At 48.3% G+C, this 15,022-nt stretch carries 7 protein-coding genes; all 7 read right to left on the bottom strand.

Annotated features, from left to right (window positions below; translation table 11 throughout):
• Window positions 1-4: 4 nt before the first annotated feature.
• A complete protein-coding gene (locus VNQ80_RS09975; RefSeq protein WP_325638039.1) occupies window positions 5-1,567 on the bottom strand; it encodes a RagB/SusD family nutrient uptake outer membrane protein in 1,563 nt (520 codons plus the stop codon).
• 10 nt (window positions 1,568-1,577) lie between these two features.
• The gene (locus tag VNQ80_RS09980) at window positions 1,578-4,658 is read right to left on the bottom strand and encodes a TonB-dependent receptor (RefSeq protein WP_325638041.1); all 3,081 of its coding nucleotides are present in this window, start codon (window positions 4,656-4,658) and stop codon (window positions 1,578-1,580) included.
• 271 nt (window positions 4,659-4,929) lie between these two features.
• Window positions 4,930-7,341 carry a glycoside hydrolase family 2 protein gene (locus tag VNQ80_RS09985; RefSeq protein WP_325638043.1) on the bottom strand — a complete coding sequence of 804 codons (2,412 nt, stop codon included), beginning with the start codon at window positions 7,339-7,341 and terminating at the stop codon, window positions 4,930-4,932.
• Window positions 7,342-7,547: 206 nt separating this feature from the next.
• On the bottom strand, window positions 7,548-9,002 hold the full coding sequence (locus tag VNQ80_RS09990; protein WP_325638045.1) for an alpha-L-fucosidase: 1,455 nt from the start codon (window positions 9,000-9,002) through the stop codon (window positions 7,548-7,550).
• Window positions 8,999-11,629 carry a glycoside hydrolase family 95 protein gene (locus VNQ80_RS09995; protein ID WP_325638047.1) on the bottom strand — a complete coding sequence of 877 codons (2,631 nt, stop codon included), beginning with the start codon at window positions 11,627-11,629 and terminating at the stop codon, window positions 8,999-9,001. Before VNQ80_RS09995 ends, VNQ80_RS09990 begins: the two co-directional genes overlap by 4 nt.
• Window positions 11,619-14,564, bottom strand: coding sequence for a glycosyl hydrolase family 28-related protein (locus VNQ80_RS10000; protein WP_325638049.1), 2,946 nt, complete (start codon window positions 14,562-14,564; stop codon window positions 11,619-11,621). Before VNQ80_RS10000 ends, VNQ80_RS09995 begins: the two co-directional genes overlap by 11 nt.
• Window positions 14,561-15,022, bottom strand: coding sequence for a cytochrome c (locus tag VNQ80_RS10005; RefSeq protein WP_325638051.1), 462 nt, complete (start codon window positions 15,020-15,022; stop codon window positions 14,561-14,563). The genes VNQ80_RS10000 and VNQ80_RS10005 overlap by 4 nt, the downstream gene beginning before the upstream one ends.

Below are 15,022 nucleotides of genomic sequence, written 5' to 3' on the forward strand. Positions count from 1 at the left end.
AACCCTATCTATAATCCGGATTTTGGAAATCGGCACCCATCTTATCCACTTCGGGCTGTGGGACGGGCCACAAATAATGCCTGTCTTCGAACACCCTTACATAGTTTCCCGGATCCCGGTAGCCGTCGATTACCTCTTTCGCTATTTTCCATCTTCTGATATCATATAATCGTAGCCCTTCAAAGGCAAGCTCCACCCGTCTTTCATTACGTACGATAGCTCGGGTAAGCACTGTCTTGGCAGGCATATCAACACCGGGTCTGGCTCTGACATCATTTAGTGCTTTCAGCGCAATCGGGTCATTCGTTTCACCGTCCGCCATTTCCATGATTGCTTCTGCGTACATAAGCAGCACATCAGCATATCTAAGTTTAACAAGATGTTGTTCGCTTCCAGTTATACCACCCCTGCCGTCATCTACGGTTAAGTTGATGTACTTACGTATACCTAAGTTATTGACGGATGGGCTTTCCGTCCTTGCGGTAGCTACATTATTAAAGCCGATATCTGTATTATATGCCCATTCGTCTCCTGGTGTAAAGATGGTGAGCTTGAGCCGGGGGTCCCGGTTTTGATAAAAATCGTTCCGCATACGGTCACTAGGGTCGTAGGAAGCAGGTACTATGGGCGCTACCGGTGTTGAACCATCGCGCATCTCGTAAGCATCTACCAAACTATGGATCGGAACCATGGAGAACCGAGAGCCATACAGCAAATCCATATTGTGGACTGCGACCGGGCTTTGCGCACGTATAGAGAATATAATTTCAGGATTGTTGGCTTGTTCCCCCCAAAATATCCCTTGGTAATTTTCAGCAAGGCTAAACCGGTTTTCATCCATAACCATTTTGGCGGCTTCGGCGGCTTCGTTCCATCGTTCATGGTATAAGCAGATCCGGGCTTTCAAAGCCAGGGCCGAGCCCCTTACAGGGTGGCCATTTGAATAGGATACATTCGGCAATGCTGACGCTGCCTTGTCCAAATCTTGTGTAATCTTATCGACGATTGCTGATTTGGGAGCCTTGGTTACGTTGAATACGTCTTCCCCAAATCCTAATTGCTCGGTAATCAGGGGCACATCACCGTATAACATGATTAGTTCGTTATAGAAGAATGATCTTAAAAATAATGCTTCCGCCTCCATGGCCGCATATTCATTTTCCGTTAAGCCGGGAACTCGTGATAGGTTTCCCAAGAACCAGTTGCAACGGGCTATCCCCTTATATGCGTCCGACCAAACACGGTATTGGATTCCTCCCGTTGAGGGATTGAGGATACCTCGTGAAATATTCGTATAATTATCTAATGTGGAGTTGCAATATGCATTATCCGTTAATCCCTCAAATTGCATAGCGGAAAAGGAACTGCCATCGATAAAAAATGCCGGTGTTCGCAACGTGCTATAGCAACCTGCCAAGGCCAGTTCCGCATCCTTCTTTGACGCCCAAAACTTTTCATTGGTTAATTTGTCAATTGGTTGCCTGTCTAAAAATTCTGTTTGACAACTGCAAAAGAATATGACGGAACAAATCAATAATGTTGTCAGTGATGCGTTATTGGTTTTCATAATTGTAAATTTAGAAGGTAACATTAATGCCGAACGTGTATAAATTGGCTTGGGGATAAATGGCAAACCTGCCGCTGGTATTATCTTGGATAACACGTTCTGGGTCTCCAATAAACTTGGTAAATGTCAATAAATTGTCTCCAGAGAAGTAAGCGCGGATATTTTTCATTTTAATTCGATTTACAAATGGCGTTGGCAGATTATAACCGATCATCAAATTCTTAAGCCGGAGATAAGAAGCATCCTGCAACCAAAATGACGAGGCCGTTGTAATCGGTGCGTAATTATCCACATACATCCCCGGAAGCTTATTTGTTGGATTTTCCGGTGTCCAACGCGCTCTCCAGAAAGTAGGTGGAGGGGACCATTGCCTAAACGCCCCATATCCCCATTCTGACGTAAATATTTTCCGCCCTTCAACCCCTTGGAAAAATACCGAGAGATCAAAACCCTTATACTCCACAGCAAAATCAAATCCGTAGGTAAATGTTGGATGCTGTCCGTCAATTACCACCCTGTCATATGAGTCAATCCGCCCGTCGGGCTCCCCATTGGGGCCGCTTCGGTCGGCAAAAATCAAATCTCCGGGCCTAGGATTGTTTTCATGAACGGGACTTTCAGCTATCTGGTCGGTATGCTGAAATACGCCAACCCATTCCAACATATACCATGAATTCCACGGAAGCCCTTCTCTTCGAATCTTATTAGATTGAATTTCTTCGGGTCCAAATTTAACCACTTCATTTTTATAGGCATAGAAGTTAGCACCTAACGAGTACGTGACGTTCCCAAGTCTATTTCGGTGACGTAAATCCGCTTCGATACCCTTATTATTCATCTCCCCCGAATTGACCGTTGGAGCTCCGAGGCCTACGAAGTCAGGAAGCTGGGTTCTCCTCAATATATTTGTCGTATTTTTATTGAAGTAATCCACCGTTCCAGACAACTTCCCATTCCATAATGAAAAATCCAGTCCCACTCCTGCTGCTTGCGTAGTCTCCCATGTGATATCGGCGTCGACGAGGTTCTGGTGCATGACTCCAGTGGTGACGTTGTCATAGACATATAGGCCATAATCCAGTAAATTCTGGTACGGGTAATTGTCGACGTTCTGATTACCCAATTTACCCCATGATCCACGGATTTTCAATTCTGTCAGCCATGATACATCGGATAAAAAGGACTCTTGCGAAATTCGCCAGCCTCCTGAAAAAGAAGGAAATACCCCCCACCTATTCCCTTTACGAAACTTGGAGGAACCATCGTAACGGAGGCTTGCCTCAAAAAGGTAACGATTGTCAAAAGCATAATTTACTCTTCCGAAAAACGATTTCAATGCCCAATCATACCCATAACCGTTAGCTGTCTGGGCGTCTGTACCCCCGGCATCCAGAGCCAATAGCTCTGGTGAAGGAAAATCCCGTCTGAAGCCCCCTTGTTGTTCATATTTCCTGTTTTCTTGGTTATATCCGGCCAACGCAGTCACATGGTGCTTGCCACCGAAGGTTTCGTCATAATTTAATGTCGAAAAGAACGTGTAATGCACAGACTCCTGTTGTGTTTTCCTTAATGTGACGAAGTTACCCAAGTAATTCTGTTGTGGTGTATGATTCCCGTTTGCATCGGGTTGAAACAAAAAGGTTGGTATTGGAACTCGCTGGGCCGTTTGCCGATCTGAATTGAATCTCGCAGCGCCCCGCACTTCCCCGACTAAGCCTTTAGCTAAGTTTAGTTTGATATAACTTAGTGCCGAAACGTTGTATTCTTTGTTCAAGTCCTTACTGGTTTCCATCACCACATAGGCATTTTGGTTCGTCGTTTCGAAATCATATGCTTTGCTGGAAACACGCCCGCTGCCATCAGGTAAATACGGCGACCACAGCGGGTGCTGGGCGTAAATACTTAACACCAGGTTCTCCGAATTGTCGACCGGGTCACGTCGATCACCATACATGAGATTAATATTACTTCCAAAAGAAATAAAATTATTCAGCTCTGTCTGGAAATTGAACATCGTATTATACTTCTTATACCCGGTATTCATCAATATACCTTCCTGATCCAGGTAACCTAAGCCGAAATTATAAACCGTACTGCCTTCACCTCCATTGACACTTAAAAAATGTTGTTGCATACCCGCATTACCGAACATCAGATCCACCCAGTTGGTATTCGGAAATTGGGGGTCTCCGGTTCCGTTCCGATAGGCATCGATTTGTTCCGGCAAGTACAGTTTGGCTACATTTTGCCCCGTCCTGTTAATCCCTTCGTTGTTCAACTCCATAAATTCAACAGAGTTCCATATCAGGTCGGGTACGCCTGCCGGCTTTTGAACACCATAATTATAAGCATATTCTAGCCTCATTTTACCTTTATTACCAGATTTCGTTGTGACCAAAATAACACCATTTGCTCCCTGAACGCCATATATTGCTGCAGATGACGCATCTTTCAGTACGGTGATTGACTCGATCATATTCGGATTTAAGCTAGCTAAACTACCCTGTACCCCGTCGATAATAACGAGTGGGTTGTTTCCTGCTGCACTAAAAGTGCCTTGGCCTCGCACTTGCAATGATGCGTTCTCCATCCCCGGCTGTGCGGAATTCTGCACAACCTGAAGTCCGGGAACCTTACCTTGCAGCAACAACGACGTGTTGGGGGCCGGCCTTTTCACAAGTTCTTCTGATTCCACTGTAGTAACAGCGCCTGTGAGATTGGTCTTTTTCTGTTGTCCGTAACCAATAACCACCACCTCAGCCAATTCCTCATTGTCATCTTCAAGAATCACATTGATTACCGTTCTTGAACCCACGGCTTCTTCATGGGATAATAGGCCGATTTGACTAAACTGCAAAATCGATTGCTGACTTGCTTCTATACGATAATACCCTTCATTGTCCGTACTTACTCCTGATGAGGAATCTTTAATGTACACGCTAACTCCCGGCAAGGGCGTTCCAGCATTGTTGGTGACCTGTCCTGTTATAACCCGTTCCTGACCGAATAAATCGCTGACGGGCATTACAACCAATAAAAGTACAAAGGTGCTTATAGCAGCAATAGTACCATGTCTAATTGTTTTTTTCATATCTAAGGTTATTGAATTTAAAAGTTAACTGGGCAATTGTACCCTAAAGCATGCACGCCAACCTCCATTGAATCATCCATTGTAAGATTAACGTTTCGATAAATGGCCAGAAGCAATGGATAAAAAACTTGTAAGTTAAACGACTTACATTGGTTATCATTAGCAAATGTCACTTAATAATTGGGGGCTTAAGGGGTAATTATCGTTTAAATACAGGGTAAAAAAAGTTCTTTATTCTCAAATCAGCGTCAATGCGTACTGTATTCCCCCGCTAATCCCCACTTAAATTCAAAATTACCGTCTGCAAGTCATCGACTTTGGCGGCTACAACCAAATTGCTTCCCGTACGTTTCAACCGGATGATTGCCCGACCGTTATAAGCCTGTACGGTTCGGGAGCCATCGGAGGTGCCCTGTTCTGCCAGCAAGTAGCCTTCGCCGACTGTGGAGAAATGGATGTAATCGGCGGCATCCAGGCATAGCACTCCTTTTTCATCAACAAGTGTTGCTTGAACGGTAACTGTATCGGCATCTGTCTTCAGGGCCTTGATTTGGACCGTGGCAGGGCTGCCCCACACAGCAGCTTGATAAATCTGGGTGATACTGTCTTTCACGGTAACGCCATCTTTCTGGGCCACGACTTCCAGTGTATTTTCACCCTCCTGCAACACCACCATCCAACGTAGACCCGCAGCGGGGAAATCCTGGCTGTTGCGGTGCCGGGTTCCTTGACTCACTCCGTTTACGAACAGTTCGGCCTCAGTGCAGTTTGAATACACTTTTACCATCCTCTCCTCACCCATTTTGCCCCAACGCACCGGCCAACTGTGGCCGTAGATATGAACCATAGGCTTTTCGGTCCAGTACGACTGGAAAATGTAATACGATTCCTTCTTCGTGAAGTTACGCTCCACCACCCCTTTTTGGTTAACATACGGCACTGGGTTCTCCGGCCTGATGGGTGTAGAAAAATCCTTGAAAGGCCAATACGCGGTGCCGGTAAGCCAAGGCATGGTTTCTTGTTCTTTGAGGTGCCAGTCGATAAGGTTGCTGATGTAACTTTCGCTCCAATCGCCATCTTTAGACACCCTTGCCGGCCCCCCGAATAGCGACGCATCGCCTGCACGTTCGTCAGCTGTCGTACTGTTCATCACGGACGATAGTCCATTGTCAGGATTCTCCGAGTGACGCCGGGCGTGGCTATCGCCGCCCCATTCAACGTGGAGGAAGTGATTTACCTTCTCGAACTCCGTTCGGGAGGCGGTTTTATAGTCTGTGTAAATGCCGCGGTACCAACCTGCCCATATAGAGGGTGAGTATACATCTACGATATCTTTGCAGAAATCGCATCTGCGGATAGCTGTTTTGCGTGTGGGGTCGAGTTGGTGGGAAAGGTCGTGGAGTTCCTTCATGAACACACGGATTTTTTGTTTGTCAAACTCCTCGAAATCGCCGGGCCAATCGTTCTCGTTGCCCAACCCCCAAATGATAACCGATGGGTGATTGTAATGCTGTTCGATCATATTGGTCAGCATCCGACGGGCCTGTGCCCTGTATACTTCACCGCCCAATCCACCGCGACACCACGGAATTTCTTCCCACACCAATATACCCAAGCTATCGCAGGCTTCCAAGACGATACGCGATTGCTGGTAATGCCCAAGTCGAATGAAATTGACACCCATATCTTTCATCATACGCATCTCGTGCCAAATCATACCTTCCGTCATTGCCGCACCTACGCCGGCATGGTCTTCATGACGATGCGTACCCTGGAGCAGCAATCGCTCTCCGTTGAGATAGAATGGACCTTTTTCCGCGAATTCGAAATGACGGAAGCCAATGCGCTCGGTATGGGTAGCCGTGTCATTACCTGCTACCACTATTAACCGCAGGGTATATAGCGACGGGTCGGTAGGCGACCATAATACCGGACGTTCCACGCCTATACTTTCAATAGTCGACGGGCTGTCCACCAAGACCACCCGTTGCTGTTGCGATTTGATAAGCTTCCCATTAGGGCCAAAAAGTTCGACGGCAACATCGGCTTGTTGTATCCTGTTCGGATTGTGGAAACGTGTGTTTATCTGGATTTGGCCGTCGGTACCTTTTGCATCGGTCCTTGCCGTAGCAAACAGCTTATCAACGGATAACTGGGGCACATACACCAAGTTGAGATAACGGTATATCCCACCATAAAGATTAAAATCAGATAAGTCGGAAGGAATGAGTTCGAGGTCGCGTGAATTATCACACCGGATAGAGAGCGGCACTTTACCTTGGAATTGTTCCATGTATGTATCCATGGATTTAAAAGCTTCAACCGCTTCCGTGATATCTATTGTCCATTCATCATAGCCTCCAACGTGTTCCGCCACCTTCTGCATATGGACGTATACCTCCGTTTTTTGGCCTGCACCTTCAAAATGGAGTAAAACGCGACCGTTGGTATAAGGATTTGCAATATCCAACGTAGTCCGGTACCACGCCGGTCCTTGGTAATAGTTGACGTCCGGAGCTACAGCATCCACCGCATTATAACAATGTGGTAAAGTGACGGCCTCCCAAATGGGCAACGTTTCCGGATTACCGGGCTTATAGGGCCTTACGACCTCCCATACTCCCCCTAGGTCTTGACGTACAAACTCCCAGTTGTCGGTAAGGCGCTGCTTTTGTTGTGCCACAGAAATTGTCGCTAAAAATAGCGGCAATAGGAAAATAATGGATCGAATACTTTTCACGACTAATTAATTATATATGTACTAGGCTACGATAACCGGAAGTAAAATTACCGGTGCTTGAAGACATGCAGGGGTATTAATCGGTTGATTAGGGGGTGGAAATTGTTCGAGAACAAAGCGCTTATAGCTTAAATGGGATTGCTGTATGTTTACTCTACATCTAGGGCCCCTGTTTTCATTTTCTTGCCTTGTGGTTCCGTCCGTTGATTCGCGACCTCCCCACGTACTGTGAGCTTGATAACGCTGACAATGTTATCAGGTGCTTGCAAAGGCGTGAAAAGGCGCACACCATCAACCGTCCGCTCGTAACGCAAAGGGCTGTCACTCCCCAAGAGCTTCGCAGTAAGCACATGATTCGTCAGCCCTGGCAACGCCAGCTGCTGCCCGGTCGGCCAATCGAATACATGGAGATATAAGATCGTTTGGTCACCGTTTTTCTTTGAGGTACACCGGCCCCAATCCATGGGCAGGAGGGGGCTCATTTGCGTGCCGTAAATCGACTCTCCGTTCACATCCATCCATTGGCCTATTTGTTGCAACCGTTCTACGCTTTCAGCCGGCAATGTTCCATCTTCTTTTGGTCCGATATTCAGTAGATAGTTCCCTCCTTTCGAAGCAATGTCAATCAGGTTGCGGATGAGGGTCTGTGTTGACTTCCAATTATGGTCCCAGCTCTTGTACCCCCATGAACCATTCATGGTCATACAAGTTTCCCAGTCACGGCCATCCAGTTCATCCGGATCCGGTATTTCCTGCTCGGGTGTACCGGTATCTCCCCGGAAATTGGGGCGTTTCAATCGGTCATTGGTAATGATGTGGGGCTGTAGCTTCAATAGTTGCTCGTATTTAATAGCCTGTTCGTCGGTGATGCCCATCGGCGTATCCCACCACAACACGGCGATATCGCCGTAATTCGTCAGCAATTCCTTCACCTGCGGCAGCCCTACATCGTTCACGTATTGGTCAAACGTTTTGGTTTGCTGCATGGGGTCCCAGTGCCCGCCGTTGGCTTTGGTGTACGCGTCGATTGCGGCACTATCCGGATTGGGCCATCCCTCTGCCATGGCCTTCCTGGCGGCAGCACCGCCGGGATTGTTCCAGTCTTGAGACTGCGAATAGTAAAACCCGAGCTTGATGCCATGCTTTCGGCAAGCCTCGGCCAAGGGTGCTAAGAGGTCCTTTCCATACACCGTGGCATCCACGATATCCCAGGTGCTCGCCTTGGTGTCAAATAGGGCAAAGCCGTCGTGGTGCTTGGCGGTGATAATCAGGTATTTCATACCCGCGGCTTTGGCCAACTGTACCCAATAGTTCGGGTCATACTGGGTTGGGTTAAAGCTTTTTGCACGCTCTTGGTATTCGAGCATCGGAATTTTACACCGGTTCATGATCCATTCGGCGCCACCGCGTGCTTGGTGGTGCCCCCGGTAAACGCCGCCCCATTGGGAGTAGACACCCCAATGGATGAATATGCCAAACCGGGCTTCCCGCCACCATTCCATGCGTTCATCCTTGGATAGTTTGTTTGTTTGTGCTGTTACAGTAGTATGAGCCCACAACACCAGCATCATCAACCCACCTATCATGTATTTAATCTTCATCATTGGAATTTTATGGTTACTGTTTCGCCCTTTGCTAGCTGAATATCGTATTCCCAGACCGGTTCGAGATGAATTTGGGGCAATTGCGACTCATGGTTGATTACGGCATTTACCGGCTGTGCACCCGCAAGAAATTCGTTGGTTTGTTTGTTAAGTGCTGCTTTGAAAACCGCATCCATGCCATCTACCGGTTGTTTGGTACGGATACGGCAGATACCGCCAATCTCACTATGCACCTTAACATCAATCAATTTCCCAACTCTCCACGCCATGTCCACCACGAAGCCACCCCGTGCTTTAAGGCCTTTCACGCTTCCGTCGGCCCACGCATCGGGCAAAGCAGGTAATAGGTAAACTGTGCCATCATGGCTTTGCAATAACATCTCGGCAATACCGGCGGTCACGCCAAAATTCCCATCAATCTGAAAGGGCGGATGGGCGTCCAGAAGATTCAGATAAGAGCCCCCGGAATGATCGTCTACGCTAATGCCGGTTTCGGTGGTTAAAAATAATTGCTTATTCAGCATTTCATAGGCATGGTTCCCATCCTCAAGCCGTGCCCACCAATTGACTTTCCACGCTTTTGACCACCCTGTGCCACCGTCGCCGCGCAGTAGTAGACTTCGTTTTGCTGCGGCTGCCAGTTGAGGTTGTGTACGCGTGGCGATAAAGCCAGCAGGATGCAATCCATACAAATGAGATAAGTGGCGATGTTTGTCCTCGGGATCGTCCCAATCCTTATACCATTCCTGCAGCTGCCCATACTGCCCCACCTGAAAAGGGTAAAGGTTTTTCAATACAGATTGCAACGAATCTGCAAAAGCTTCATCCTTATCCAGAATACGGGCGCTACGGACTGTGAAATCAAATAGATCCTGGATGATGCTCAAATCCATCGTCGAGGCCACGCTTACCGAACCGGCGCGTTTCCCATTTACCCGGAATGAATTCTCTGGCGATGTGGATGGGTTGGTCACCCATTTCCCCTGTCTATCCTTTACGAGCCAATCCAACATAAACGTTGCCGCGCCTTTCATAATTGGATAGGCATTATACCGCAGAAAGTCCCGGTCTCCCGTATATTGATAGTGTTCCCATAGGTGGCGGCAGAACCACCCGCCGGCCATCGGCCAGATGGCCCATCGCGGCTGCGCGGAGGGGTCTCCCCAATCTGCCCCACCAGCCGGTGAGCTGATAGCCCAGATATCCGTGTTGTGGTGTACGGCCCAGCCTCGGGCACCATAATTTATCCGCGCCGTCTCCTCGCCACTTTTTGCTAGTTTACCAATAAAATCAATCAAAGGTTCGGCACATTCTGCTAGGTTGGTAACCTCTGCGGGCCAATAGTTCATCTCGGTGTTGATGTTGGTCGTATAATTAGACCCCCAAGGTGGTTGCAATTTATCATTCCAGATTCCCTGTAAATTCATTGCTGGCCCTCCGGGTCTGGATCCGGCAATCATGAGGTATCTTCCATATTGAAATAACAACGTGGTTAACTGAGGATCGCGATGGCCGCCGGCGGCGGTATACTGCACCAGGCGTGTATCGGTAGGTAGGAGGGTGGTCGAGTCAGACCCTAAATCGAGTTGCACTCGACTAAACAGCGCGTTGTAATCTAGTACGTGATTTTTCAACAGTGTATCATACGTTTTTCCGTTGGCAGCGGTGAGGTGCTTTTCAGCTTCAGCAGCTGGGTTTTTACCATCTTTGCCCGGATGGCGGAAAGGCCCGTTATAGCTGGTTCCCACGGAGACCAACAAAATCACTTCTGTGGCTCCTTTCACTGCCATTCCCTGCATATCGGTTGTCACGATACCCTCGTTTACCATGGCCTTTACATGCAACTCATAATTGATCCCTTGCCCGTCCGGATCTTTTGCATACTCGATTTGACGTTTGTCATAGCTGCGATGGGCAACATATTCGGGGCATTTTCCCTTCATGACCAGGTGGTCATTTGCCAAGGGCACCAGTTCATGTGGCATGGGATTCTGGAAACGCGTGCTGAACGAAATGGCTTTGGGGGTTGATGCGGTAAATCTGATGACAATCAGCTGATCCGGATAACTGCTGAAAACCTCCCGAGTGAAGGATGTTTTTCCTACTTTAAATGACGTGCGTGCGACAGCCGTATTTAGATCAAGCTGCCGACAATAGGTGGTTACATCGCCTTTTTGCAGGTCGTGGTCGAACAATATGCTTCCCAATGTGAGATACCGCGCAGAATACGGTCCCAACATCTTTTTAGCCAACGCGTCGCCCCGGAGGTAATCTTCGTCGAATAGCGCCCGGCGAATATCAGGAAGCACTTCTGCCGCCTCCGGATTATTGGTTTCCCGTGGGCCGCCTGACCATAGGAAAGCTTCATTAAGTTGCAATTCATCCAGCTGGGTGCCACCATAGACCATGGCTCCGAGCCTGCCATTACCGATCGGTAGTGCTTCATTCCAGTTTCCGGCAGGCTGTTTATACCATAGCCGAAGCAACGAATCAATGATCGGAGTGGGGGAGGCCGCTCCGCCATCCACGGCACATCCGTGATAGGCCAGCATTGCAAATAGGGACATGGCGATTAATCGGCGTCGCATGGCAGATCGATTGGTTTTGGGCATATTTTTATTTATCATGAGCTGTTAATTCAGTTACTGCTAGGGGCAGGGGTGACGCTCTCCAATTGTTTCGGTAATAGCTGCTTTTGGATATCGAGATATCAACCGATTCCATCGCTGCGATAGGGATGTTGTTCGTGTCCATCGTTACCGTCTCGATGCCAGTTAACTTCGCGCCGCGCACGTTCTCCAGGAACAGTGCATACCGGCCATCCTGCTTTTCATAATTAAAGGTACAATCAATCAAGTTGAGCTCCTTTACGTGTCGAGCCCAAAAACCATAAGAAGGTTGTGTTTTCAGATTGGAGACATTATACTGGCCGACACCCAGTTCAGGTGGCCGTTGAGTCGTGTCGGAAAGCGGGTTTCCTCCCTTGGCCAGGATATGCACGTCGTCAAACGTCACGTTGGTTACGAAACCAGTGTGATGACCATTAGGCAGACGAAAGGATGTTCCATCGACGATTGATTCCGGACCGGGTAATCGGTAACCCGCCACAATCGGTGCAGCCCTGCGTTGCGAGCCGTCATACGGCTTCCAGCGGGTGTCACTATCCCGATAAGAACTGCCACCATAGATTTCGGTCACATCCACACCATTAATGACAATATTATCAACTATGCCGATATTCACGTTCGTCACCAACAACTCATCCCGTAACGTGCCATGTTCCCTGAATTTTTGCCGGGTTACTTCGGCACCCAATACGCGGCCCCTGTTGGAAATCGAAAGGAAGAACGGGGTCGTTGTCCGGAGCATCTTAGAGCGCGAGTGGATGCGGCCTGTACGTCCGCTATTCAAAAAAATATTCCGCACATGACCGCCATCGTTTGTGGAGATAGAGAATCCTGCCTTATTCGCACCCAGTACGTAAATGTTGTCTACATACACATCTGTTATATCATCGGCCGTTTCCGATCCGATCTGGAACAGGTTACAATTCGTATCACCGATGATGTTCCGTACCCAATAGTTTTTCGCTTTACGGGTAAAGCCCAACGAACAGTCCGAGCCAAGCTTCACGATGTCGTCCGAACTCACTTTGGAATAGATGTTGGTTACCATCACCTCGTTGCACCCCATGAAATCATAGATGTCGCGGGCATTCCCGGTGTGATGTTTCGCAAAATAGGTATTATGTACATGTATGCTATCGGTGCCGGTAGCCAATAACACAAAATGACCGCCGCGGTCGATATGCAGCATGTTTGATAAATCCGTCCGCTTTTCATTCCGTTCGTTAATATAATAAGGTTCGTCGCGAACCTCATCGTACCAAAGGTCATCTTGCGTATGCAGGCCGCCTATTTCGATATTAGTACAAAGCTTGAAGGTAAACATTTTGTCGGCACGGTTATCCGGCGCATTGTTCATCACCCGATCGCCGGTTACCAGATTACCGTCTCCGGTAATCCGACCATTCCCGATGATCTTTACGTTATCAAGCCGCTCCCCGAAAAATAGCGTGTTCCGGAAATAGGTGTGCCCCACGTCCTGCTTGGTTAACCAGTTTTCGGGCTCCTCATACGGGCCTGTATCGGTCGGGGATAATCCCGAACGATAGGCCCGGTCGCTGAACCACGTTGTTTCCGGCGCATCAGTACCTTTCAATGCCTTGATTACCGCCAGGGCGCTTATATACAGGTACACGTTGCTTTTCAGGTGTACAGTGCGTACGGGATAAATCCCTTCGCTGAAAAACAGGGTGCCGCCTCCCAGCCTGCTTATTGAATCGATCGCGAGGTTGATGTGTTCTGTGTCATCGCTGACACCGTCGCCCAAAACACCAAAGCGTTTGACATCCATTTTTCCTGAAAAGAACCGGACACTGTTGGATGGCCCTGCATGTGGGCCATGCTCCACGATAAGCCTGAAGGTGTATAACGTATCCGGTGTCAATCCTGAAATCCCGGCGGAACCATGTTCGGCATCGATCGTAGCCTCGGCCTTCTGCCATGTTTTGCCATTATCCAAAGACTGCATCAGGCGCACACGTGTACCTTGTGTGGCTTTCCATTTGAACCGAGTTGATATATAGGTCTCTGGAGTCTCCGTATAGGTATGGTTCCGATCAACAATCCGTTTGAAGTTGGAGATGGTATTCGAAACCAACAGCTCCGCAGTTTCCGCACCGGCGCCAGGACTGTCGAGCTCGTTCGGTTCTGTAATGGAATACCTAGCGTTGATTGCCAACTTGCCCGGTTTGGGCAATGTCACGTTTCGGATGGTAAGCACTACGTCTTCACCATTTGATGGGCGCAAATCTAGGTGCTTTAATATCAATAGCGTCCCTCCGTCAGCTTTTTTTTCGAGATTTGCCGATCCCACATTTTGGTAACTATAGCGCTTACCAGTTCGGCCGATAGGTTGCCGTTCCAATTCCGTCAGCGCGACCTCACCGCGACCAATCACATTAATGGTCGTGTTTTTTGCTGTGATCCTCAATTCGGGGGGTAGATTGAAATAAACCGTCGCATCGGGGCTGCGCTGTCCCACTGTAAAAGATAAGACCAGCTCTGTCGGTACATTAGCCACGACCTGCTGCTGGGCCAATTTCAGTGTACCGCCAACCGCCCTCTCCATCGTGTGGATAACGTATCTCTTTGCCAACATCCCTATTGAATCCCTCACTTCAAGAACATCGCCAGACAACAGTTCGCCCTGTTCTTTCTCCTCACCATTTTTATCCGTTACCCTGTATCGTTGGGTGGAGCCATCCACGGAAGCCAGTTGTGCGCTCACCCGTTCTGCATCCAATCCGGTGGATACCAGTCCATCACCGGGTTTAGTGTCCACCGTGTAGGCATACGTTTTGCTCGATATGACGAAAAGCGTGTCGCCGCTGATTTTTACAATATGTGTTGCCTGATTTGCCGGTCTAATCACCTGTTCAGATTTTGTTCCGGGGTCGACAGTAAAAAACACGGCTATTAACGCTAAGATAATCATCATTTTGGGTTAGTGTTTAATCTGTTGGATGCTCTTACCGCCTTGACCTCGGCCACTGCGACTGCACTGGCTTTATTCCCGAAACTATTTCTGATATAGGTGAGCACGTCGGCGATTTCTTGGTCCGTTAAGATATCCAATTGCGGCATGGGATTAGAATAAAACTCGCCATCTATTTCTACCTCTTCATCCAGCCCGTTAAGAACGATATTAATCAGTCTCACTTTATCGTCCAAGACGTAGGTAGTTTTAATAAGTGGCGGATTCAGGTTAGGCACGCCACCGCCGTCTGCTTGGTGACAAGCCATGCAATATTTGGCATAAATAGCTTTGCCTGCGGCCATCGTCCGTGGTGCACCGGCTTTCGCAACGGTATCTGTCTTCTGCTGCGGCTGTTGAGCGGTGGCAACCATCACAGCCACCAACAATACCACGATACAACTTGTTAATAATCGTTTCAT

This window comes from Parapedobacter sp., assembly GCF_035556095.1.
Lineage (GTDB): Bacteria > Bacteroidota > Bacteroidia > Sphingobacteriales > Sphingobacteriaceae > Parapedobacter.